22 protein-coding genes, 1 other RNA gene and 1 pseudogene are annotated in these 22836 nt (G+C 72.1%); 11 read left to right on the forward strand and 13 right to left on the reverse strand.

From position 1 onward, the window contains the following. Window positions 1-7: 7 nt before the first annotated feature. The 3 genes from ACFUC1_RS06665 to ACFUC1_RS06675 all read right to left on the reverse strand — a co-directional run bounded on the left by ACFUC1_RS06665 (window position 8) and on the right by ACFUC1_RS06675 (window position 2755). A complete protein-coding gene (locus ACFUC1_RS06665) occupies window positions 8-1366 on the reverse strand; it encodes an amino acid permease (RefSeq protein ID WP_379117952.1) in 1359 nt (452 codons plus the stop codon). A 133-nt stretch (window positions 1367-1499) separates the two neighbouring features. Then, window positions 1500-2096, reverse strand: coding sequence for a hypothetical protein (locus tag ACFUC1_RS06670; protein ID WP_379117915.1), 597 nt, complete (start codon window positions 2094-2096; stop codon window positions 1500-1502). Further along, window positions 2093-2755, reverse strand: coding sequence for a class I SAM-dependent methyltransferase (locus ACFUC1_RS06675; protein ID WP_379117917.1), 663 nt, complete (start codon window positions 2753-2755; stop codon window positions 2093-2095). The genes ACFUC1_RS06670 and ACFUC1_RS06675 overlap by 4 nt, the downstream gene beginning before the upstream one ends. Window positions 2756-2777: 22 nt before the next feature. On the opposite strand from ACFUC1_RS06675, the gene ACFUC1_RS06680 reads away from it, so the two are divergent. Both ACFUC1_RS06680 and ACFUC1_RS06685 read left to right on the forward strand, forming a co-directional pair. Continuing rightward, window positions 2778-3407 (forward strand): SIMPL domain-containing protein, encoded by a 630-nt coding sequence (locus ACFUC1_RS06680; RefSeq protein ID WP_379117919.1) that lies wholly within the window; start codon window positions 2778-2780, stop codon window positions 3405-3407. Continuing rightward, a complete protein-coding gene (locus tag ACFUC1_RS06685; protein ID WP_379117921.1) occupies window positions 3389-3766 on the forward strand; it encodes a thioredoxin family protein in 378 nt (125 codons plus the stop codon). The genes ACFUC1_RS06680 and ACFUC1_RS06685 overlap by 19 nt, the downstream gene beginning before the upstream one ends. A 15-nt stretch (window positions 3767-3781) precedes the next feature. Here ACFUC1_RS06685 and ACFUC1_RS06690 read toward each other — a convergent pair whose 3' ends face one another. Further along, a complete protein-coding gene (locus ACFUC1_RS06690) occupies window positions 3782-4546 on the reverse strand; it encodes a phosphatase PAP2 family protein (protein ID WP_379117923.1) in 765 nt (254 codons plus the stop codon). 89 nt (window positions 4547-4635) lie between these two features. Next, window positions 4636-5002, reverse strand: a transfer-messenger RNA (tmRNA) gene (ssrA, locus tag ACFUC1_RS06695). 216 nt (window positions 5003-5218) lie between these two features. Here ssrA and ACFUC1_RS06700 point away from each other — a divergent pair. Next, a complete protein-coding gene (locus ACFUC1_RS06700; protein ID WP_379117924.1) occupies window positions 5219-5863 on the forward strand; it encodes a fasciclin domain-containing protein in 645 nt (214 codons plus the stop codon). Between the two features lie 193 nt (window positions 5864-6056). Here ACFUC1_RS06700 and ACFUC1_RS06705 read toward each other — a convergent pair whose 3' ends face one another. Next, a complete protein-coding gene (locus ACFUC1_RS06705) occupies window positions 6057-6443 on the reverse strand; it encodes a winged helix-turn-helix transcriptional regulator (protein WP_379117925.1) in 387 nt (128 codons plus the stop codon). 88 nt (window positions 6444-6531) lie between these two features. On the opposite strand from ACFUC1_RS06705, the gene ACFUC1_RS06710 reads away from it, so the two are divergent. The 7 genes and pseudogenes from ACFUC1_RS06710 to ACFUC1_RS06740 all read left to right on the forward strand — a co-directional run bounded on the left by ACFUC1_RS06710 (window position 6532) and on the right by ACFUC1_RS06740 (window position 14819). After that, window positions 6532-7143 carry an NAD(P)-dependent oxidoreductase gene (locus tag ACFUC1_RS06710; RefSeq protein WP_379117926.1) on the forward strand — a complete coding sequence of 204 codons (612 nt, stop codon included), beginning with the start codon at window positions 6532-6534 and terminating at the stop codon, window positions 7141-7143. Window positions 7144-7286: 143 nt separating this feature from the next. Beyond that, window positions 7287-7514 (forward strand): annotated as a pseudogene (locus tag ACFUC1_RS06715) (DUF6541 family protein); the annotation flags it as partial. 139 nt (window positions 7515-7653) lie between these two features. Next, the gene (locus ACFUC1_RS06720) at window positions 7654-9561 is read left to right on the forward strand and encodes a DUF6541 family protein (RefSeq protein WP_379117928.1); all 1908 of its coding nucleotides are present in this window, start codon (window positions 7654-7656) and stop codon (window positions 9559-9561) included. Beyond that, complete coding sequence (locus ACFUC1_RS06725; RefSeq protein ID WP_379117930.1) at window positions 9555-10025, forward strand: GtrA family protein; 471 nt, start codon at window positions 9555-9557, stop codon at window positions 10023-10025. The genes ACFUC1_RS06720 and ACFUC1_RS06725 overlap by 7 nt, the downstream gene beginning before the upstream one ends. Window position 10026: 1 nt before the next feature. Next, window positions 10027-10995: a glycosyltransferase family 2 protein gene (locus ACFUC1_RS06730; protein ID WP_379117932.1), complete on the forward strand. Its 969-nt coding sequence runs from the start codon at window positions 10027-10029 to the stop codon at window positions 10993-10995. 107 nt (window positions 10996-11102) lie between these two features. Further along, the gene (locus tag ACFUC1_RS06735; protein ID WP_379117934.1) at window positions 11103-14492 is read left to right on the forward strand and encodes a pyruvate carboxylase; all 3390 of its coding nucleotides are present in this window, start codon (window positions 11103-11105) and stop codon (window positions 14490-14492) included. A 153-nt stretch (window positions 14493-14645) separates the two neighbouring features. Further along, window positions 14646-14819 (forward strand): CsbD family protein, encoded by a 174-nt coding sequence (locus tag ACFUC1_RS06740; RefSeq protein WP_379117936.1) that lies wholly within the window; start codon window positions 14646-14648, stop codon window positions 14817-14819. Window positions 14820-14879: 60 nt separating this feature from the next. Here the strand turns inward: ACFUC1_RS06740 and ACFUC1_RS06745 are convergent, their stop codons facing one another. The 6 genes from ACFUC1_RS06745 to ACFUC1_RS06770 all read right to left on the reverse strand — a co-directional run bounded on the left by ACFUC1_RS06745 (window position 14880) and on the right by ACFUC1_RS06770 (window position 21093). Then, complete coding sequence (locus tag ACFUC1_RS06745) at window positions 14880-16778, reverse strand: DUF2207 domain-containing protein (RefSeq protein WP_379117938.1); 1899 nt, start codon at window positions 16776-16778, stop codon at window positions 14880-14882. Window positions 16779-16822: 44 nt separating this feature from the next. Further along, window positions 16823-17290 carry an SsrA-binding protein SmpB gene (smpB, locus tag ACFUC1_RS06750; protein WP_379117940.1) on the reverse strand — a complete coding sequence of 156 codons (468 nt, stop codon included), beginning with the start codon at window positions 17288-17290 and terminating at the stop codon, window positions 16823-16825. Between the two features lie 121 nt (window positions 17291-17411). Beyond that, window positions 17412-18755 (reverse strand): peptidoglycan DD-metalloendopeptidase family protein, encoded by a 1344-nt coding sequence (locus ACFUC1_RS06755; RefSeq protein WP_379117942.1) that lies wholly within the window; start codon window positions 18753-18755, stop codon window positions 17412-17414. 70 nt (window positions 18756-18825) lie between these two features. Continuing rightward, window positions 18826-19731: a permease-like cell division protein FtsX gene (gene ftsX / locus ACFUC1_RS06760; RefSeq protein ID WP_379117944.1), complete on the reverse strand. Its 906-nt coding sequence runs from the start codon at window positions 19729-19731 to the stop codon at window positions 18826-18828. Continuing rightward, window positions 19731-20420, reverse strand: a complete 690-nt coding sequence (gene ftsE / locus ACFUC1_RS06765) for a cell division ATP-binding protein FtsE (protein WP_379117946.1) — start codon at window positions 20418-20420, stop codon at window positions 19731-19733. The genes ftsX and ftsE overlap by 1 nt, the downstream gene beginning before the upstream one ends. Before the next feature lie 169 nt (window positions 20421-20589). After that, window positions 20590-21093: a winged helix-turn-helix transcriptional regulator gene (locus ACFUC1_RS06770; RefSeq protein WP_379117948.1), complete on the reverse strand. Its 504-nt coding sequence runs from the start codon at window positions 21091-21093 to the stop codon at window positions 20590-20592. Window positions 21094-21167: 74 nt separating this feature from the next. On the opposite strand from ACFUC1_RS06770, the gene ACFUC1_RS06775 reads away from it, so the two are divergent. Then, entirely contained in the window at window positions 21168-21665 is a 498-nt protein-coding gene (locus ACFUC1_RS06775) for an SRPBCC domain-containing protein (RefSeq protein WP_379117950.1), read from the forward strand. A gap of 3 nt (window positions 21666-21668) precedes the next feature. Here ACFUC1_RS06775 and prfB read toward each other — a convergent pair whose 3' ends face one another. Beyond that, window positions 21669-22787 (reverse strand): peptide chain release factor 2, encoded by a 1119-nt coding sequence (gene prfB, locus ACFUC1_RS06780; protein WP_379117954.1) that lies wholly within the window; start codon window positions 22785-22787, stop codon window positions 21669-21671. Window positions 22788-22836 lie beyond the last annotated feature (49 nt).

Here is a 22836-nt window from a genome sequence, read left to right on the forward strand (position 1 = left end):
CTCCTGATTACTCAGCGGTACGCCGAAACGCGACCGCCCCCTGGGCAGGGGCCGCGGCGGTCCGCTCCCCGCGGGTGCGGGCGACACCGATCGCCACGATGACGGCGGCGAGCGCCAGGCTCAGGCCGAGCTCGAGCCGGTGCCCCTCCTGGACCAGCATGAGGACCAGCACGAAGGCGATGAACCCGATCGTCGCGTACGTCAGGCCGGGATAGAGCCACATCCGCACCGCCGGGCTGTGGCCCTCGGCGTCGAGCTGGCGCCGCATCCGCAGCTGCGAGAGCGCGATGACGAGGTACACGAAGAGCGCGATCGCGCCGGAGCTCGCGAGCAGGTAGCCGAAGATCTTCTCCGGGAGCAGGTAGTTGCCGATGACGCCGAGGAACCCGACGACCGAGCTCGCCAGGATGGCCCACGCCGGCACGCCGCGATCGGTCGTGCGCGACCACGCCGCCGGCGCGTCGCCGCGGGTCGACAGGGAGAACGCCATGCGCGAGGCGGTGTAGAGCGCGGAGTTCAGGCACGAGGCGACCGCGGTGAGGATGACGAACTCGAGCACCGTCGTGAGACCGCCGAGACCCATGCGCTCCAGCGTGTACTGGTACGAGCCCGACCCCTCGGCCGCCAGGCCCTTGGCGTTCCACGGGACGAGGGCGACCACGACGAAGATGGAGCCCAGGTAGAACAGGCTGATCCGCCAGATCACCGAGTTGACCGCCTTGCGGATTCCGGCCTCCGGGTTCGGCGACTCGGCGGCCGCGATGGTGACGATCTCGGTGCCCATGAAGGTGAACATCGTGATGAGCATCGCCGCGAAGACGGCGCCGAGCCCCTTGGGCATGAACCCGCCGTCGTGCCACAGGTGGCCGACGCCGGAGCTCTGCGACCCCGGGAGCACCCCCACCATGGCGAGGACCCCGACGGCGATGAACAGCACGATGGCGACGACCTTGATGAGCGCGAACCAGAACTCGAACTCGCCGTAGTTGCCCACGCTGAACAGGTTGGTCACGACCAGCAGGCCTGTGATGACGAGGGCGAAGACCCACTGCGGCACCCCGGGGAACCAGTCCCCCAGGATCAGCGCGCCGGCGGTCGCCTCGACCGGGATGACGATGACCCAGAACCACCAGTACAGCCAGCCGATGGAGAAGCCGGCCCACCGCCCGAGCGAGCGGTCGGCATACGTCGAGAACGATCCGGTGTCGGGCTGGGCGGTCGCCATCTCCCCGAGCATCCGCATGACGAGGACGACCAGCGTCCCCGCGAGGGCGTAGGCGATGAGGACCGCCGGGCCGGCGGTGGCGATGGCGTTGGCCGACCCCACGAACAGGCCGGCACCGATGACCCCGGCGATCGAGATCATGGTGATGTGCCGTGGCTTGAGGCCCGCCTTGAGCTGGCTGGGGGCGGGCTCGTCGCCGGGGACGTCTGGCTGGTGCCTCGTCGTCGCGCTCACCCGGGCAGAGTGGACCCGGGTGACGTATGCCGCAAATCGGCTACGAATGCTGCAGGTCAGGGCCCTCGACGACCATCGGCCCCGGCGCCGCGGGGGTCTCGGGTTCCCCCACGACCTCGGGCTCCGGATCGTGCCCGGCCACGACGGAGGGCGCCGGCACCAACCCGGCACGCATGGCCCGTCGCTGCTGGCGCCACACCCGGCGCAGCAGCCGCCTGCGCAGCAGCTGCTGGCCGGTCACCGCGAGCCAGATGCAGACACTGGCGAGGGGACCCTCGACGACGACCGCCATCCCGACGGCCAGCCAGCGCTCCTCGGCGGTCGGCGCCGTGACGACGTCGAACCAGGCGTCGACCAGCACCATCGTGCCGGTGGCACCGGCAAGCACCGGCAGCCACGGCGTGATCCGCACCGCCGACCAGGCCGTCGCCAGCAGGACCACCACGAGGGCGGCGTCGAACCCGGCCCACGCCAGGTCGTAGTGCGCGGCCGGCTTGGAGCTCGGGAGCTGGATCGCGAGCCAGACCGTCCACGGGATGGTGAGGACGGCGAGGACCCCGAACAGCCAGCCGACCCCGCGGATGGGGCGGCCGTGGATCGGCCCGGCGGGGTCCTGGACCAGCCCCGGCCCGCTCATGGCCTGGCGCTCCCGGCACCCACGGCAGCCCGAGAGGTGGCGGTGAGCAGGTAGCGCTCGTGCTCGATCTCCTTGCCCCAGTAGACGGTGTCGCTCAGCTGGACGACGAGGGGCTCACCCACCAGGTCGCGCACGACCGAGGCGAGCTCGGTGGACGGCACGCCGGCCCGCCAGGGCAGGACCGGCGTGCCGTCCGCGGCCTCCATGCCCCAGCGCCCCTCGATGAGGACCATCCGGCCGCCGGGTCGCAGGAGCCGGGCCCACCGGCGCAGCGCGTCCTGCGGGTCGGGCAGCGTCCACAGGATGTGCCGGGCGAAGACGACGTCGAGGCTGCCCTCCTCCCACGGCGGGTCCCCCGCGTCGCCCTGCTCGATGCGCACCGCGCCCCCGAAGGGCGCGGTCTTGGCCTTGGCGCGGGCCACCATCTCGCCGGAGAGGTCGATGCCGCGGACCTGGTGGCCGAGCTCGGCGAGCAGCACGCTCATCGTCCCGGTGCCGCAGGCGAGGTCGCCGACGTCGGATGCCGTGGTGGGCAGCCAGGTGCGCAGGAGGTCCTTCCAGGCGGCCCGGACGTCGGAGTCGAGCAGGCCGTGGTCGACGAAGGTGTCGTACTCCTGCGCGGCCTCGTCCCAGTACTGCCGGATCTGCTCGGTGTCCATGTCCTCAGCCTAGGCTGGCGGCATGACGGAGCACATGGACGTGACCGGCACGGGACGCGCGTCCGCGGTGCCCGACGTGGTGCGCGTCAGCGCCGGCGTGCGGTGCGAGGCCTCCGACGTCTCCGCCGCGCTCTCGGACGCCGCCGGGCGGGCAGCCGCCCTGGCGCAGGCGGCGAGGGACCACGGCGTCGACGAGCGCGACCTGCGCACCACGAGCAGCGGGGTGCAGCCGCGCTACGACCGCGACGGGACATCCGTCGTGGGGTACTCCGCCCAGCAGGGCCTGGCCGTCACCGTCCGCGACCCGGCACTCGTGGGCGCCCTCGTCGACGCCTTCGCCGGTGCCGCCGGCAGCGCCCTCACGATCGACTCCGTCGGCACCGACCTCGCCGACCCGGCGCCGCTGCTGGCCGCCGCGCGCGAGGCCGCCTTCGCCGACGCCCTGGCCAAGGCGGAGCAGTATGCCCCTCGCGGGCCGTGGCCTGGGGAAGGTTGTGCGCGTGCGCGACGTTGTCGAGGGTGGTGCCCAGCCCCGGTTCGCCCGGATGGCGGCCGGCGCGGGGAGCCCCTCGCTCGAGCTGGGCGAGATTACGGTGACCGCGACCGTCGCGGTCCGATGGGAGCTGAGCTGACATGGCGAGCGTCGAGCTGACCGCCGACACGTTCGAGAAGACCGTCCTCGAGGGCGGCACCGTCTTCGTCGACTTCTGGGCCGACTGGTGCGGCCCGTGCAAGCGGTTCGCGCCGGTCTACGAGGCCGCGTCGGAGCAGCACTCCGACATCGTCTTCGGCAAGGTCGACACCGAGGCCGAGCAGGCCCTGGCCGCCGCGGCGAACATCACCTCGATCCCGACCCTGATGGGCTTCCGCGACGGCATCCTCGTCTTCGCCCAGGCCGGCGCCCTCCCCGCACCCATGCTGGCCGACGTCATCGGCAAGGTGCAGGCGCTCGACATGGACGAGGTCCGCGCGCAGGTCGAGCAGCAGCGGTCCGGTTCCCAGCCCGGCTGAGCCGCGCCCCTGCGGTCAGGCCCGCGCGGGCGCACCCCGCCTGGCCGCCTCGCGGCGCACCGCGAGGAACATCCGGTGCGCCGTCACCACGACGGTGACCCAGGCCAGGCCGAGCACCCAGCCCATGACCACGTCCGACAGCCAGTGGTGGCCGAGGAACACCCGGCTCAGGCCCATCGTCACCGCGAACGCCACCCCCAGCACGACCGCACCCACGCGGACCCAGGTGCGCCGGACCTTGCGCAGCAGCAGGTAGACCACGACGGCCGCGACGACCGTGGCGTTGAGCGTGTGGCCGCTCGGGAACGAGGGCGAGGACTCGTAGGGGGGCACCGCGAACATGCGCGGCGGGCGGGCGCGACCGACGAGGTCCTTGCCGGCGACGGTGAGCGCCAGCGACCCCGCCGTGGCGAGCACGAGCAGCACCACCGGCGTCCACGACCGCCACGCCCAGACCATCACCGCCACGACGGCCAGGGTCAGGAGCGGCATGCCGACCGGCCCCCCGACGTCGGTGTATGCCGTGACGGCCCGGTCCAGCCCGGGCGAGCGCCAGGCGACGGCCTGGTCGAGCGCCGGCTGGTCCAGCGCGGCCACCCCGTCGGCCTGCACGACCGACTCGTACACGTCCTCGGCCACGATGGTGAGCACGGCGGTCAGCGCGAGGCCCACCACCGCTGTCACGAGCAGCACCCAGTTGGCGACGGTCCACCAGCCCAGGCGCTCGGCATACCGGCCCGCGGTGTGCAGCGCCCGCTCGCGCACCTCGGTCTCGGCCATGCCCCACCCTAAGCCGGGGGACGCGCGAGGGCCCGGTCACGGACGTGACCGGGCCCTCGCGGCTCAACGGCGATGTGCGAGCACCACGGTGGTGGAGGTGGCGGGAATCGAACCCGCGTCCACTGACGACTTACCAGGGCTTCTCCGGGTGCAGTGCGCTACGGATTTTCTCGGCCCCAGCGCTCGCACGCACACGTCCGCTGACAGGCCCAGCCGAGTGAGAGTCCCGCGCAGCCCCTCGGCATGACTGCGCAGCGAGTTCCCTAGCTGACGCCAGGCACTGAGACGGGAACTAGCTCAGGCTGACGGACTTCGAGGCTCGCTCAGGCGGCGAGGGCGAAGTCGGTGCGCTTGGAATTGGCACCTATTGGTTTGCAAGGAGCGTTGACGAGATGACCTTGCATCCTCGACCCGCTTCCCCTGGACAACCGACCAATGTCGAAACCGATCACCCCCGTGCTCCTGCGAGTGCAGGGGTGCTCACACACCCGCTGTTGAGTTGTGGGACAAGCCTACCGTCCAACGCGCGGGCCCCCGACAACATTTCCCCCCGCCGGCCAATCCGGTGCGGCGGCAGCACCGAACCGACGTCGAGGGATGAACCGGGGTTGTGGCGGCGGCGGCCACGGCAGGGCCCCGGAAGGAGCCGCTGTCCGCACACTGGAGACTCCCATGCACGTACGACGCGTCGTGGCCGCCCTGGCCACCGCCACCCTTGCCGGCGCCCTGACCCTCGTCGGGGCCGGCAGCGCCTCGGCCCACGAGGGCACCGCGCCCCCACCGACCGGCACCCGCAGCCTCGCGGCGGTGCTCGCGCAGGACGGGTCCGGCTTCGACCGCAACTGGAACGACTTCGACATCGTCGACAACGCGGTGCGGGCGGTCCTGGCCGCCAAGCCCTCCTCCCCCGTGGCCGTGCTCGCCGACGGCTCCGTGCCGCTGACGGCGTTCCTGCCCACCGACGCCGCCTTCCGCCGGCTCGCCACCGACCTCACCCACAAGCAGTACACGAGCGAGAGCGCGGTCTTCGCGGCCGTCGCCTCGCTCGGCATCGACACCGTCGAGGCCGTGCTGCTTTACCACGTGGTGCCGGGCGCCACGATCGACTACCGCGCCGCCCGCGCCGCCGACGGCGCCCAGCTCACCACCGCCTCCGGCGGCACGATCACGGTGGACGTCCGCCGGCACCGCTGGGTGACCCTCGTGGACGCCGACCCGAACGACGCCGACGCAGCGGTCGTGCGGCCGAACATCAACAAGGGCAACGTGCAGATCGCCCACGGCATCTCCCAGGTCCTGCGACCCGTGGACCTGTGAGCGCGCGCCTACGACTCGCGCACCTACGACTCGCGCACCTGTGACCGTGGACCCGTGACCCACCCGGTCACGTCCTGACTCCACCAGTGGAGCCCGTGGCCGCCGCCCGCACCGGGGTGGCGGCCACGTCGGTGCCCGGCCTGCCTCCGGCCGGTGGCGCCGGGACCGCGCCGAGGCCTCTGGTGCGGCCCGGTCAGCCGCGAGCCGCCTCCGCAGCCGTGCGCTCGTACTCCTCGCGCGCCCGCATGATCCGGCCGACGTGCGTCTCGGCCCAGTCGGTGAGCACGGCGAGCGGGCCGCTGAGGGACCGCCCCAGCTCGGTGACCTCGTAGTCCACCCGCGGGGGCACCTGGGCGTGGACGGTGCGGGTCAGCAGCCCGTCGCGCTCCAGGGTGCGCAGCGTCTGGGTCAGCACCTTGGGCGCCACGCCGCCGACCCGGTCGCGCAGCTGGGTGAAGCGCAGGGGCCCGTCGGACAGGGCGTCTATGACGAGCACCGTCCACTTGTCCCCGACCCGGTCGAGGACCAGGCGCGTCGGACAGTCGGGGTCGAAGGCATCGCCACGGTCGATGGTAACCACGAGGTACTTATAGCACGTTGAAGTGCTTAATTACCAATGGTTACTGTCTTCGGGTACGCACGACCACGACCCCCAGGAGCTGACCCCCATGAAGATCGCAGTGTTCGGCGCCACCGGCATGATCGGCTCGCGCATCGTGCGCGAGGCGCTCTCCCGCGGGCACCACGTCACCGGGTGGAGCCGCAGCGGTGGCGACCTGCCGGAGGGTGCACAGGCCGCCACGGGCGACCTCGCCGACCCCACCACGGTCGAGGCCGCGGCGGCGGGCCACGACGTGCTCGTGTCGGCGACCGGGCCGGACCGCAGCGGCGGCCCCCACGAGCCCTGGCTCGAGGCGGTGCACACCCTCATCGACCACGCGGGCGCGGCCCGGGTCCTCTTCGTCGGCGGCGCCGGGTCGCTCGTCGGCCCCGACGGCACCCGCCTGATGGACGGACCCGACTTCCCGGCCGAGTACCTCGCCGAGGCCCGCAGCGGCGCTGCGGCGCTCGACGCCTTCCTCGCCGCGCCCGAGTCGCTCGACTGGACCTTCCTCTCCCCCGCCCCGGTCATCGCACCGGGCGAGCGGACCGACACCTACCGCACCGCCCTCGACTCCCCCGCCGGGACGTCCGTGTCGGCGGAGAACTACGCCGCGGCCCTCCTCGACGAGGTGGAGCAGCCGCGCCACCGCAGGCAGCGCTTCACCGTCGCCGACTGACCGAGGACGAGGGCGGCGGCCAGTCGCGAGCCGCGTCGTGGGCACCGTCGCCTTGATCCCTCGCTCAGGGATCTCCCAGCAGCCACGGCTACCCTCCCGCTCGACCAGACGGGACTGCGGTAGAAAGGCTCATCTCAGTGGCGATGCTGTGGGCCCTCGTTGTCGTCGCCTGCGTCTGGTGGGTTCCCGGGTGGCTCTTCGGTGAGGCCCTGGGGGTGCGACGGCACCTCCTGCCCGCGGCGGCGCCCGTGATCGGGCTGGGGCTGCTCAGCGTCCTGGGCTCGTTCGGTGGCCTCGCCCACCTGCCCTGGACGCTCGCCAGCGTGGCCGTCGCCGTGCTCGTGGCGTCCGTGGTGGCGTTCCTGCTGCGCACCGGGCTGGCACGACGCCGTCGCACCGGGTCGACGCCGGCGCCGGCGGCGACGGGGGGGGACGGCCGGGCGGACGACCCGGGGGGCCGTGGCCGCCCCGGGGGGACCACGCGGGCCGGTCGGGGGGGGGGGGGGGCCGGTGGGGGGGTGGGGGGGGCGCCCGGGGGGCGCCGCCCGCCGCCCCCGGGGGCGCCGGCCGCGGCCGGCGTCGACGGGGGGAGACGGCCGGTCGGACGACCCGGGGCGCCGTGGCCTGCCCTGGTGGACCACGCTGGCCGGCCTCGTGCCGGCCGCGCTGGTCGCGGGCCACACCTGGCTCAAGGGCACCTCGGGCCTGCGGACGGTCAACCAGGACTGGGACATCCCCTGGCACGCCAACATGGTGCGCCTCATCGCCGACTCACGCGCGTGGGATCCCCACGTCGCCGGCCACTTCGCCTACTACGACACGGCCCTGGCGAACGCGCCGGTCCGCAGCTACCCCATCGCCCTGCACGCGGAGCTGGCACTCGTGTGGCCCGCGTCCGGACTGGACATCCCCACCTTCATCAACGCCTTCGTCCTGGTCCTCGTGACGCTCCAGCTCCCGCTGAGCACGATGGCACTGGCGTCCGTGGTCACGCGCCGCCCGGTGGCCGTTGCCGCGGCCGGCGCCATCTCCCCGTGGCTTGCCGTCTACCCGTGGGACCTGCTGTGGCGAGGACCACTGATCCCCTTCTTCGCAGGGATGCTCGCCGTCGGCCCCTTCGTCGCGCTCGCCGTCGTCGCCGCCCGTCACCGGCAGTGGGGTGTCCTGCCCGCCGTGGCCGTGGCAGCCGTCGCCCTCGTGGCGGTCCACCCCTCGTTGGCGTTCGTCGCGGCACCCCTCCTCGTCTGCTGGTGGGCGGGCCGGCTGCTGGCGCGCCGGGACGACGCCCTGCGGTCCGGGCTGTACCTGCTCGCGGCCGCGGTCCTGGCCGCGGCGCTGGGCCTTCCCGTCGTCCGCGAGATGGTCCAGGAGGCGGGCCGGGTGGCCACCGTGTCCTGGGCGCCCGACAGCAGCGCGCTCGGGGCGGTCCGGAACCTGCTGTTCCTCACGCACGGGTCCCGGCTGGTCTACGTCGCCCCCCTCCTCGCGGTCGCGGCCCTGGTCCGCTTCGTCACGCGCCCCCGCACGGCCTGGTACCTCCTTCCCCTCGCGCTGTACGCCGGGTTGGCCTGGTACACCATGTCGAGCACGAGCGGACCACCGTGGTTCACCGCGCCGTTCTACGACGACCAGTGGCGCCTCCTCGCGGTCTTCACCATGCTGGCGGTCCCGATCCTCGGGATCGGCGTCGACGTCGTCGCGGCCGGGGCGTCGACGGCCGTGACGCTGCTGGTGCTGCGTCGCGGGCGGCGTCCGGCGCCCCTCGGGGACGGGGCGTCGGAGTGGTATGCCGGGGGCGATCGGGCCACTGCCGCGACGGGGCTCGTCGTCCTCGTCGCCCTGGCAGCGGTCAGCCTCCCGGACGTGGCGGAGAACTCGGCGCGGCTGACGTGGGCGAACAAGACGTCCGGCGCGACGCTGAGCAGCCACTCCGCCAGGCTCATGTCGCAGCTCGGGCGGTGGGTCCCCGCCTCCGAGCAGGTCCTCGCGGACCCGTGCCAGGGCTCGGTCTGGATGTACGCCCTCGGGGACCGGATGCCGGTCATCCGTCACTTCGAGGTCCTGCCGACGCAACGCCAGGAGCTCGTGCTCGACCACTTCCGCGACATGGCCACGGACCCCGCCGTGAGGTCCGCAGCCGCGGAGCTCGACATCGGCTGGGTCTTCGTCTCGGGGGGGAAGATCCGCCCCTGGGACCATGCCCGCCCCGGCCTGACGGACCCCTCGAGCCTCCCGTTCCTGCAGCTCGTCGCCCGTGACGGGGACGCCTCCCTCTACCGGCTCGACTGGAACCGGCTTCCCGGCGGCGGGTCCGCCCTGGCCGCCGCAGCCGGGCGTCGAGTGGCCGAACCGGGGGTCCCCGGCCCCTGGTCGTCACGCGAGCCGTCGGCCGTGGCCCCGAAGGGCCACACATGCTGACCGCCCAGCGGCTGGCCGCAGCGGTCCGCGGGGCTCCGGGGCGCTACCTGCTCATCGGCCTGAGCAGCTTCGCCCTGGACCTCGGGCTGCTCAGCCTCTGCTACCGCGTGCTGCACCTGCCGCTCTGGCTCGCGACGGCGGCGGGCTTCTGGGGCAGCTTCGCCTCCAACTACCTGCTGCAGCGCCGCTTCGCGTTCGGCTCGCACCAGGCAGGACTGGGCAGCCTCGTCCGCTACTCCACCCTGTTGGGGTTCAACACGTTGGCCACCATGGGAATCGTCCAGCTGGCCGAGACGACCGGCCCCGGCTACGTCCTGGGCAAGGTGGCCGCCACCGGGGCGACCACGGTCTGGAACTACTTCGCCTACAAGAAGTGGGTGTTCACCCAGCCCCACCCGGGCCACCAGACCGTCCAGCCCGCCACCGTCGACTTCTCCGACCACAACCACACGCAGGAGGCATGAGATGTACAGGGGCGCGCGGGTAGCGGCGGTGGTGCCGGCATACAAGGAGGAACGGCACATCGCGCAGGTCATCACGACGATGCCGGAGCTCGTCGACTTCATCGTGGTCGTCGACGACTGCAGCCCGGACGGGACCTCGGCCGCCGCGGCCGCCGTCGGCGACCCCCGGCTGCACCTCATCCGGCACGAGGTGAACCGCGGCGTCGGTGGCGCGATCATCACCGCCCACCGGGCCGCCCTGGAGCTCGGCGCGGACATCGACGTCGTGATGGCCGGGGACGCGCAGATGGACCCGGCACACCTCCCCCGGCTGCTCGACCCGGTCATCGACGGGTACGGCTTCGCCAAGGCGAACCGGTTCTTCTCGGGGGAGTCCTTCGCCGGGATGCCGCCGTACCGCGTGTTCGGCAACATCTGCCTGTCGTTCATGACCAAGTTCGCCTCCGGCTACTGGCACGTCTTCGACCCGCAGAACGGGTACACGGCGATCCGCGCGGACGTGCTCCGACGGCTGCCCCTGGACAAGGTCGCCGCCCGCTACAGCTTCGAGAACGACCTGCTCATCCACCTCAACATCCTCGACGTCCCCATCGTCGACGTCCCCATCCCCGCCCTCTACGGCACCGAGGTCTCCAGCATCCGGCTCACCCGGGTCCTGCCCGAGCTGCTCGCGCTGCTCTTCGGCGGGTTCTGGCGTCGGGTGTGGTGGAAGTACATGGTCTGGTCCTTCTCGCCGGTGGCGTTGCTCCTCGTCGCAGGCCTGCTGCTCCTCCTGCTCGGCGCCGCGGTCGGGGTCTGGCTCCTGGCCAACAGCGTGGGCGACGCGTCCCCGACGGCCGGGTCGGTGATGCTTGCGGTCGTCCCGTTCGTGCTGGGCGTCCAGTCCCTCCTCGTCGCCCTCCAGCTCGACATCCAGGCCAGCCCGAGCCGTCCCGACCTCCCCCGCATGGGAGACCCCACGAACCGATGACTGTCCGCATTCCGGTCGACCTGTCTCATGCATCGGGACCTCACTAGGATCGAGCGCGCACCGCCCGTCCCCCCCGCGGACTCCCCCGTCCGCACCGAGGAGGTCCCGTGTTCAGCAAGGTCCTGGTCGCCAACCGTGGCGAGATCGCCGTCCGAGCCTTCCGAGCCGCCACCGAGCTGGGCGCGAAGACCGTGGCGGTCTTCCCGTACGAGGACCGCAAGTCCGAGCACGTGCTCAAGGCCGACGAGGCCTACCGCATCGGCGAGCAGGGGCACCCGGTCCGGGCCTACCTCGACCCTGCCGAGATCGTCCGGGTCGCCCTCGAGGCGGGTGCTGACGCGGTCTACCCGGGCTACGGCTTCCTGTCCGAGAACCCCGACCTGGCGCAGGCGTGCGCCGACGCCGGCATCACGTTCATCGGGCCGCCCGCCCCGGTGCTGCACCTCACCGGCAACAAGGCGCGCGCCATCGCGGCCGCGAAGAAGGCCGGCCTGCCGACCCTGCGCAGCGCCCCGCCGAGCACCGACGTCGAGGAGCTCGTCCGCGGCGCCGAGGAGATCGGCTTCCCCGTCTTCGCCAAGGCCGTTGCCGGCGGCGGCGGCCGGGGCATGCGCCGCGTCGAGCGCCGCGAGGACCTGCGCGAGGCGCTCGAGGCGTGCATGCGCGAGGCCGAGTCGGCCTTCGGCGACCCCACCGTCTTCCTCGAGGAGGCGGTCGTGAGCCCCCGGCACATCGAGGTCCAGGTGCTCAGCGACGGCACCGGCACCGAGGGCGGCGTCATCCACCTCTTCGAGCGGGACTGCTCGGTGCAGCGGCGCCACCAGAAGGTCGTCGAGATCGCGCCCGCACCCAACCTGGACCCCGAGCTGCGGGCACGGATGTGCGCCCACGCGGTCGCGTTCGCCCGCGAGATCGGCTACGTCAACGCCGGCACCGTCGAGTTCCTCCTCGCCCCCGACGGCCGCTACGTCTTCATCGAGATGAACCCGCGGATCCAGGTCGAGCACACGGTGACCGAGGAGATCACCGACGTCGACCTCGTGAGCAGCCAGATGCGGATCGCCAGCGGCGAGACCCTGATCGACCTCGGGTTGTCGCAGGACGCCCTGCAGATCCGCGGCGCCGCCCTGCAGTGCCGCATCACCACCGAGGACCCCGCCAACGGCTTCCGTCCCGACACCGGACACGTCACGACGTACCGGTCCGCCGGCGGCGCCGGCGTGCGCCTCGACGGCGGCACGGTCTTCGTCGGCGCCGAGATCGGCGCGCACTTCGACTCGATGCTGGTCAAGCTCACCTGCCGCGGGCGGGACTTCCCGACGGCGGTACGCCGCGCCCGCCGTGCGCTCGCGGAGTTCCGGATCCGCGGTGTGTCGACGAACATCCCGTTCCTCCAGGCGCTGCTCGAGGAGCCGGACTTCCAGGCCGGCCGGCTCTCCACGGCATTCATCGACGAGCGGCCCTACCTGCGCACCGCGCGGGTACCCGCCGACCGTGGCACCAAGCTGCTCACCTACCTCGCAGACGTGACCGTCAACCAGCCGCACGGCCCCGGCCGCACCCGGGTCTCGCCGCGGTCCAAGCTGCCCGAGATCGACCGCTCCACTCCCCCGCCGCCCGGCGCCCGCGACCGGCTGCTGCGGGTCGGGCCCGAGCAGTGGGCCCGCGACCTGCGCGCGCAGGTGCCGGTCGGCGTGACCGACACCACGTTCCGCGACGCCCACCAGTCGCTGCTGGCGACCCGGTTGCGCACCCGCGACCTCATGCACGTCGCCCCGCACGTCGCCCGGCTCACCCCCCAGCTGCTGTCGGTGGAGGCCTGGGGCGGCGCCACGTACGACGTCGCGCTGCGGTTCCTCTCCGAGGACCCGTGGGACCGGCTCGCGGCGCTGCGCGAGGCGATGCCGAACCTGCCGTTGCAGATGTTGCTGCGCGGCCGCAACACCGTCGGCTACACGCCGTACCCGACCGAGGTCACCGACGCGTTCGTCGCCGAGGCGGCCACGACCGGCATCGACATCTTCCGGATCTTCGACGCCCTCAACGACGTCGACCAGATGCGCCCGGCGATCGACGCGGTCCGCGCGACCGGCACCGCCGTCGCCGAGGTCGTGCTCTGCTACACCGGCGACCTCACCGACCCGGGTGAGAAGCTCTACACCCTCGACTACTACCTGCGGCTCGCCGAGAAGATCGCCGAGGCCGGGGCGCACGTCATCGCGATCAAGGACATGGCCGGGCTGCTGCGTGCGCCCGCAGCCCGGACCCTCGTCACGGCCCTGCGCGAGCGGTTCGACCAGCCGGTCCACCTGCACACGCACGACACGGCCGGTGGCCAGCTCGGCACGCTCCTCGCCGCGATCGACGCCGGCGTGGACGCGGTCGACGTCGCCAACGCCGCGATGTCCGGGACGACGAGCCAGCCCTCGATGTCCTCCCTCGTGGCCGCCACCGACGGCACACCACGCGCGACCGGCCTGGACCTGCACGCGGTCAACGACCTCGAGCCGTACTGGGCTGCGGTGCGCCAGCTCTACTTCCCGTTCGAGTCCGGCCTGCCGTCGCCCACGGGACGCGTCTACACGCACGAGATCCCCGGCGGCCAGCTTTCGAACCTGCGCCAGCAGGCCATCGCCCTCGGCCTCGGTGAGCACTTCGAGGAGGTCGAGGACATGTACGCCGCGGCGAACCGCATCCTCGGCAACATCGTCAAGGTCACCCCCAGCAGCAAGGTCGTCGGCGACCTCGCGCTCGCCCTCGTGGGCGCCAAGGCGGACCCCGACGACTTCGAGGCCAACCCCACGGCCTACGACATCCCCGACTCGGTCATCGGCTTCCTGTCCGGGGAGCTGGGCGACCCGCCCGGCGGCTGGCCCGAGCCGTTCCGCACCAAGGCGCTGCAGGGGCGCGCGCCGAAACCGCGCGTCACCGAGCTGTCCGACGCCGACCGCGAGGCACTCAAGGCCGAGCCCCGGGCCACGCTCAACCGCCTGCTGTTCCCCGGGCCGACGGCCGACTTCCAGCGCTCGCGCGAGGCGTACTCCGACCTCGCGGTCCTGGGCACCCGCGAGTTCCTCCACGGCATCGAGGTCGGCCACGAGCACGAGATCGACCTCGAGCCCGGCAAGCGGCTGATCATCGGCCTGCAGTCCGTCTCCGACCCCGACGACCGTGGCATCCGCACGGTCATGTTCACGATGGGCGGCCAGCTGCGGCCGATCCAGGTCCGCGACAGGAGCGTGAGCGTCGACGTCCGCACGGCCGAGAAGGCCGACCCGGCGAACCGCTCGCACGTGGCCGCGCCGTTCGCCGGGGTCGTCAGCCTCGGGGTCGAGGAGGGCTCCACGGTCGAGGCCGGCCAGGTGGTCGCGACGATCGAGGCGATGAAGATGGAGGCGAACATCACCGCCCCCGTCGCCGGCACCGTGAGCCGGCTCGCCATCGCCGGCCAGCAGCAGGTCGAGGGCGGTGACCTCCTCCTCGTCCTGGGGTCGTGACCGGCTGACCGGCCCCTGAGCCCCCGTCCCGCCCCTGACCTGCGGCGTCGCGAGCCCTGCAGGTTCGCCCGAGCCGCGTTACGGTCGAAGCAGCGCGGTCAAGAAGCGGCCGGGCGTCCGACCGGAACGACACGACACCACCAGGAGTGCGACATGGGCATGGACGACAAGCTGGGCAACGCTGCGGAGCAGGCCGAGGGCAAGGTCAAGGAGGCGGCCGGCAAGGCCACCGACAACGAGCGCCTCGAGGCCGAGGGCCAGACGGACCAGGCCAAGGCCGACATCAAGCAGGCCGGCGAGAAGGTCAAGGACGCGTTCAAGAACTGACCTGACGCCGTGTGCCGCCCGCTCGCCCACGCGAGCGGGCGGTGTCGTGTCCGGGGGCGCCTACCAGGAGCCGCCGCCCCCACCGCCGCCACCACCACCGGAGAAGCCGCCCCCGCTGGAGAAGCCGGAGCCACCCGAGCTGCCGGGCGTGCTGGTGAACGTGCTGCCGGCGGTGCTCGCGAACGAGTCCATCCCGTCGGCGATGCCGCCGAACGAGCCGTAGTCGCCGCCGAGGTACCAGGTCGGCATCAGCAGCGGGTGCCCGGCCGCCGCTGCCGCCTCGGCCACCTGCTGGAACGTCGAGGCCCACTGCGAGGCGACGCCGAAGACGATCGCGTACGGAAGGTACCGGCTGAAGACGTCCTGGGCCTCCTCCCACCTGATCTGGCTGGCCTCGGCGGTCACGAGGTACTGCTTGAAGCCCTTGGCCTGCGCCAGCACGGCGCTGCCGTCGGCGGTCCGGGCGGCCATCCTGCGGCCGAGGACCATCGTGATGACACCGGCGAGCAGGGTTCCGACCGACAGCGTGTACGACGGGGAGAAGGGCATGCCCGCGCCGGAGGCGATCCGCGACAGCGGCTCGTGCAGCCAGAACAGGCTGACGAACCCGGCCGCCGCGATGAGGAAGCCGAGCGACTGCCAGGTGCCCCGTTGCCGCTGCGGTGATCGCCGGAACCAGCCGCGCTCCACCACCTCGTCGTACATCTGGGCCTGGACCTTCGTCAGGGTCGGCTTGAACCGGTTCTTGAGGTCCGAGAGGTCGACGACCTGGGACCCGTCGCGGAAGACGCCGGCCAGCAGCTCGGCCTCGTAGATCCGCAGCGGTGTCCGGGCCTGCTCGGGGGTCGGCTCGGTGCGGGTGAGCCGCCAGTCCTTGCGGTGACCGAGGCCACCGCCGCCGATCTGCTCGATCCGCAGCCGGCCGCGTACCGCGAGGTCGACGAGGGTGGCGGCGACGTCGACGGTGTTGGCCGTCTCGTCGATGAGCGTCCCGACGAGCCCGGGCTGGACGCCCTCGGGCGGGGTGAACTGCACGGCGACGGTCGGGCTCGGGCCGCGCACGACGACGGCCTGCTGCCCGACGCCGGGGGTCAGGCCGGGGGTGATCCCGGCATACTGCTCGTCGCGGCCCCGGGTCCAGACCAGCACGCCCATGAGACCGGCCGCGAGCAGCGGCAGGGTGAGGCCGGTCCCCAGGGCCAGGGCACCCAGCGCCCTCGAGCCCTCCGCGGTCGTCACCTGGCCGTCCGGCGAGACACTGCCCTGACGCAGCGACGGCGTCAGGTCGCCGAACCCGTCGAGCGGCAGGGAGGCGAGGATCGTCATGCCCTCGCGCGGCTGCACGGCCGGCGCCGAGAACGTGGCGGTCGCCCCGGGGCTGCCCTGGCAGCGCTGGGTCGAGCCGAGCTCGCCGATGAAGCACTCGACCCGGTCGACGGGCCGCGGGCCGGTCACCGAGGCGCTGACGTCCTCGTAGAGCTGGCTGTTCGAGGAGTCGATGAGGTTGTAGTAGAACTCCGCGTGGTCGCTGAAGCCGTTCATGACCGAGCCGAGGTGGTACTTCACGACGTACGTCTGGGTGCCCCGGACCGTCTCGTCCGAGCGCCCCACACGGATCGTCGCGTAGCTGCCGTTCTCGTCGATGACCCGCGTGTCCGCCGGGGCACCCGAGGGTGAGCTGGCCGAGACGTCACTGAGCGGGTACTGGCGGTAGGTGGTCGGGCTGTTCTGGTAGCCGACGCGGATCTTGACGAGGCGCTCGATCCCGTGGCGGTCCTCCCCGCTGGGGAACTGCCACGTGATCGTCTCGACGACGTCCGCGGAGCCGTCGGCCCGCAGGGTGAAGTCGACGTGGTAGCGGGTCGCCTTCTCGTCCCCCACCGCACTCGCCGCCGCCGGCGTGAAGACGATCGCGGCGAGGGTCAGCAGCACGGCCAGCGCGGCCCCGGTCCCCCTCACGCGAAGCCCCCCGGCCCGGTGCAGCGCCGTCCCCCCGGCCACGGTCACCGTCCCCTGGAGTGCAGGGCGCGCTCGGCGTCGCGCCGGTCCTGGCGCTCCCGCAGCGCCTGGCGCTTGTCGTACTGGCGCTTGCCCTTGGCGACCGCGAGCTCGACCTTGGCGCGGCCGTCCTTGAAGTACAGGCTCAGCGGGACGATGGTGTGGCCGGTCTCGCTGGACTTGCGCTGCAGCTTGGTCAGCTCGTCGCGGTGCAGCAGCAGCTTGCGGCGACGCCGCGGCGTGTGGTTGGTCCACGTGCCCTCGACGTACTCGGGGATGTGCACGCCCTCGAGCCACAGCTCGTCACCGCGCCACGCGGCATACCCGTCCACCAGCGAGGCCCGGCCCATGCGCAGCGACTTGACCTCGGTGCCCATGAGGACCAGGCCCGCCTCGTAGGTGTCCTCGATGAGGTAGTCGTGGCGGGCCTTGCGGTTGCTCGCGACCACCTTGCGCGCCTGTTCCTTGGCCACTGCTCTTCCTGTCCGTGTCAGTCCGGTGCCGCGTCGCGGCACCGGCGGTGCAACGCTACCGGTCCGACGAGCGGGGCCGCCCGGAGGTTTCCCCGAGCGGCCCGTCACCGGTGGTCCCGCGTCACAGCCAGCGACGCGGGTCCTTCGGTATGCCGTCCTCGTAGGTCTCGAAGTGCAGGTGGCAGCCGGTGGACTCGCCCGTGGTGCCGACGTAGCCGATGACCTGCCCCCGGCTCACGGGGCCGCTGCTGACGAGGATCCGCTCGAGGTGGTTGTAGGACGTCACGAGGTCGACGCCCCGCAGGATGCCGTGGTCGACCTCGATCCGGTTGCCGTAGCCGCCCGCCCAGCCTGCCGAGATGACGGTCCCGGGGGCGGCGGCCCGCACCGGCGTGCCGCAGTCGGCGGCGTAGTCGCGACCTGCGTGCAGGCGCCAGTAGTGCAGGATCGGGTGGAAGCGCATCCCGAACTCGCTGGAGATCCAGCCGTCGGAGGGTGCGGAGAGGAAGCCGGTGCCGCTCGGGGAGGCGGGGACGGCCCGGTGCGCCCGGCGCAGCGCCGCGGCCCGGGCTGCGGCCGCCGCCTTCTCCGCCTTGGCTCGGGCGACCAGGATCGCCTGCAGACGCGCCTGCTCCTTCTGCGCGGCGTCGAGGCTCTTGCGCTCGTTGGCCTTCTGCGCCTCGAGGGTCTTGGACTGGGCAGCCTGCTGCACGGCGAGTGCGTCGAGCTTGGCCTTGGCGTCGGCGGCCTTCGCGCGAGCGGCCTGGGCCTTGGCGAGGGCTGCCTCGGCGGCCTTCTTCGCCGCGGCGACGTCCTCGCGCAGCGCCCGGATGTGCGCCTCCTGGGCCGTGGCCGCCGCGCGGGCCGTGGCGAGCCGCTGCAGCGACTGCTGCTGCACGTCCATCACCGTGTCGTTCATGGCGATGCGGTTGGCGAAGTCGTCCGGGGTGGTGGCGCTGAGCGCGACCGAGAGCTGCCCCATCCCCTGGTCCTGGTAGAGCTGGGAGGCGAACCGGGCGACCCGGGTGCGGCTGGCCGAGAGCTGCGCGCGGGTCGAGCCGAGCTCGTCGACCGCTCGCGCCTCGTTGGCCTGCGCCACCTCGAGCTTGACCGCCATGTCGTCGTTGTACGCGTCGGCCGCCGAGACGTCGGCGGTCGCCTTGTCGAGCGCGGCCTGGGCGACGGGCAGGGCTGCCTGGGTGCGGCGGAGGGCGAAGTACGTGTTCTGCAGCGCGACCGAGGTGTCGTCGAGCTGCTGCTTGAGCGACTCGATCTCCTTGTCGACCTGCTTCTTGGCCTGGTTGGGGTCGGTCGACCCCGGTGCGGCGACGGCCGTGTCCGTGGCCCCGGCCAGGGGCACGGCGGCCGACGGGGCGGCGATGCCGAGGGAACAGGCGAGGGCGAGACCGAAGGCGGACAGCCGGAGCCGCCGCGAGGCACGCTGAGACGGGGGGAACGCGCTCATAGGCCTCATTGGTAACACAATCCCCAGCCGTTTCGGGGGAAGCGCGACGGAGGATCGCGACGCGGTCGGGTCAGACGCGCAGGTACCGGCGCAGTGTCACCCAGCTGGTCAGCACCGCGACGACCAGCATGAGGGCGGCCAGCCACGGCGCGACGTACCAGATGTCGCTCGTGCCCACGAGCGGCGCGTCCTGGAGCACGGCCGACACCTTGGGCAGCAGGTAGTGGGTCGTCGCCCACAGGCCCGCGATGGCCAGGCCGGTGCCGCCGAGCGCGGCCAGCACGGTCTCCATGACGAAGGGCAGCCGGATGGTGAAGTTCGAGGCACCGACGAGCTTCATGATCCCGGTCTCCCGGCGTCTGCTGAAGGCCGCCTGCCGAATGGTCGTCGCCATGAGGAGCACCGAGCACAGGACCATGAGCAGCGCGAGGAAGAGCGAGCCGACGGTCACGACGTTCATGACCGCGAAGAGCTTCTCGAGCGTCTTCTGCTGGTCCTGGACGCGCCCCACCCCCGGCGCCCCCTCGAACGCGCTCACGACCACGTCGAACTTCTTGGGGTCGGACAGCTGCACGCGGAAGTTCTGCGGGATGTCACCGACCTGGAGGTACTCCGACAGCGGCGAGTTGCGGTACTGCTCCTTGAACCGGTCGAACGCCTGCTGCTCGGACTCGTAGTACACGTTCTTGACCAGCGGCTTCATCTGCTCGAGCTGGGCCCGCAGGGCGTCCCGCTGCTCGGGCGTCACGGCCTTGCCCTGGCAGTTGGCGTCGACCGAGTCCTTGCCGCACATGAAGATCGAGACCTGGATGCGGTCGTACCAGTAGCCCTTGAGCGTGGTCACCTGGCTCTGGGCGAGGAACCCGATGCCCATGAGGTAGACCGAGACCATCGTCACCAGCATGACCGAGACGGCGATCGAGGCGTTGCGGCGCAGGCCGATCCAGATCTCGCTGAGCATGAACTGCACGCGCATCAGCGACCACCTCCGTAGACGCCCTTGTTCTCGTCCCGGATCACGTGCCCGTTCTGCAGCTCGACGACCCGCTTGCGCAGCTGGTCGACGATGTCGTCGTCGTGGGTGGCCATGACGATGGTGGTGCCGGTGCGGTTGATCCGGTCCAGCAGCCGGACGATGTCGAGGCTGGTGGTCGGGTCGAGGTTGCCGGTCGGCTCGTCGCACAGCAGGATCGGCGGCTTGTTCACGAACGCGCGCGCGATGGCGACACGCTGCTGCTCGCCGCCGGAGAGCTCGTGCGGGAGCCGCTTCTCCTTGCCCTCGAGGCCGACCATCTCCAGCGTCTCGGGGACCACCTGGCGGATGGCGTGGCGCGAGCGACCGAGGACCTGCAGGGCGAACGCGACGTTCTGGTAGACGGTCTTGTTCGGCAGCAGCCGGAAGTCCTGGAAGACGGTCCCGATCTCGCGGCGAAGCCGCGGCACCTTGCGCGAGGGCAGGCGGCCCACGTCCTGGCCGGCCACGAGCACGCTGCCCTGGGTGACGCCCTCCTCCTTGAGCACGAGCCGCAGGAGGGTGGACTTGCCCGAGCCCGAGGCCCCGACCACGAAGACGAACTCGCCGCGCTCGACGTCGAGGGTGATGTCGCTCAGCGCCGGCCGGGTGGACCGTGGGTAGACCTTGCTGACGTTCTCGAAACGGATCATGCGCGGAGGGGAAGCCTTACGGGAGGGGACGGAACGGCATACCTCGCCGAACGCGGGGGCGCCACGCACGACCACCGCAGGATAGGTCGGCAACCTCCGTATGCCGCGCAGCCGCCGGTCCTCGGCGTTGCGCACGAGCCGAACGGTCGACTCCGGGTCGGACGTCCGATCAGCCGGCGCCCCCCGCCCGGCCCGCCCGACGGGCGCGCTTGCCCTCGAGGTGGGCGAGCGGCATCCCCGGGCCGGGCTCGGCGGCCACCGCTGCCGCACCGACCGGGCCGCACGTCGCGCACACGGCCTGGGCGTGCACGGCGCCCCCGCAGCCGCCGTGCCGGTAGAGGATCGGCGGGCCCGCCGGGGCCCGCCAGCGGTCGCCCCACTCGGTCAGGGCAACGACCGCAGTGACGAGGTCACGCCCGCTGTCCGTGAGGTGGTACTCCTCCGCCCCGCGCTCGGCCGCCCGCCGCCGCTCCATGACCCCCATGCCCACCAGGTGCTCCAGCCGGGTCGTGAGGATGTTGGTCGCGATCCCCAGCCCGCGTTGGAAGTCCACGAAGCGTGTCGCCCCGGCGAAGAGCGCGTCCCGCACGATGAGCAGCGTCCAGCGCTCGCCGACCACCTCGAGGGCGCGGGCCATCGAGCACACCTCGCCGTCGTACGTCCGTCCCAGCACAGCGAGACCCTACGCCAAAGTGCTTGCATCATGAAAGTCATTGGTCCTACGGTGACTTGCATCACGCAAGCACATTGAGGAGTGACCATGAACGACCTGACGCACAGCTTCACCGTCGAGCGCCCCCCCGGGAGGTGTACGAGGCCGTCCTGGACGTGCGCGCCTGGTGGTCCGGCAGGATCGAGGGGACCACGGACGTGCAGGGTGGCGAGTTCACCTACGAGGTGCCGGACATCCACTGGACGAAGTTCCGGGTCACCGAGCTGGTCCCGGGCGAGCGCGTCGCCTGGCTGACGCTGGACAGCTGGCTGAGCTTCCCCGAGGACCACCAGGAGTGGACGGGCACCACGATCCGGTTCGACATCCGCCCCACGGACGGCGGCACCGAGCTCGTCTTCACCCACGAGGGGCTCACCCCTGCTGCCGAGTGCTACACCGTGTGCCACACCGCGTGGGGCGACTACGTGACCGGCAGTCTGCGCGACCTCGTCCTCACGGGTGCGGGCACCCCGAACGCCTTCGAGGGACCCGAGGTCCTGGCCCTGGCCAGGGAGGGCCGCTCGGCCCGCTGAGCCTCAGCCCTGCGCGGCCTTCTCCTGCTCCTTGCGCCAGCGGACCCCGGCCTCGATGAAGCCGTCGATGTCACCGTCGAAGACGGCCGCCGGGTTGCCGACCTCGTACTCGGTGCGCAGGTCCTTGACCATCTGGTACGGCTGGAGGACGTAGGAGCGCATCTGGTCGCCCCAGCTCGCCTTGATGTCGCCGGCCATCTCCTTCTTGGCCGCGGCCTCCTCGGCCTGCTTCTGCAGCAGCAGGCGGGACTGCAGGACACGCAGGGCGGCGGCGCGGTTCTGGATCTGGCTCTTCTCGTTCTGCATCGAGACGACGATGCCGGTCGGGATGTGCGTCATCCGGACCGCGGAGTCGGTGGTGTTGACCGACTGGCCACCGGGGCCGGAGCTGCGGAAGACGTCGACCTTGATCTCGTTCTCGGGGATGTCGATGGAGTCGGTGGACTCGATGAGCGGGATGACCTCGACGGCGGCGAAGCTCGTCTGGCGCCGACCCTGGTTGTCGAAGGGGCTGATCCGCACCAGCCGGTGCGTGCCGCCCTCGACCGAGAGGTTGCCGAACGCGTAGGGCACGTTGACCTCGAAGGTAGCGGACTTCAGGCCCGCCTCCTCGGCGTAGGACGTGTCCATGACCTTCGTGGGGTAGCCGTGGCGCTCGGCCCAGCGCAGGTACATCCGCATGAGCATCTCGGCGAAGTCGGCGGCGTCGACGCCACCGGCACCGGCGCGGATGGTGACGACTGCCTCCCGCTCGTCGTACTCCCCCGAGAGCAGGGTGCGGACCTCGAGCTCCGCGACGGCCTTCTTCAGGGAGGCCAGCTCGGTCTCGGCCTCGGCCATGGTGGCCGCGTCGCCGCCGTCCTCGGTGCCCATCTCGACGAGCACCTCGAGGTCGTCGATGCGGGCATCCATCCCCGTGACCCGCTCGTACTCGGCGTTGGCCCGGGAGAGGGCGGACGTCACCTGCTGGGCGGCCTCGGGGTCGTCCCAGAGGTCGGGCGCGCCGGACTTGGCCTCGAGGTCCTTGATCTGCGCCTGGAGGGCGTCGAGGTCGGTCACCTCGCGCACCGAGTCCATGGTGTTGCGCAGGTCCTTGATCTCCTGGGAAAAGTCGGTCGCCACGAGGGTCAAGCCTAGGGCACCTGCGTCCGGGCCCCGGACGCGTGTGTGC

Source organism: Pedococcus sp. NPDC057267, from assembly GCF_042668795.1.
Lineage (GTDB): Bacteria > Actinomycetota > Actinomycetes > Actinomycetales > Dermatophilaceae > Pedococcus.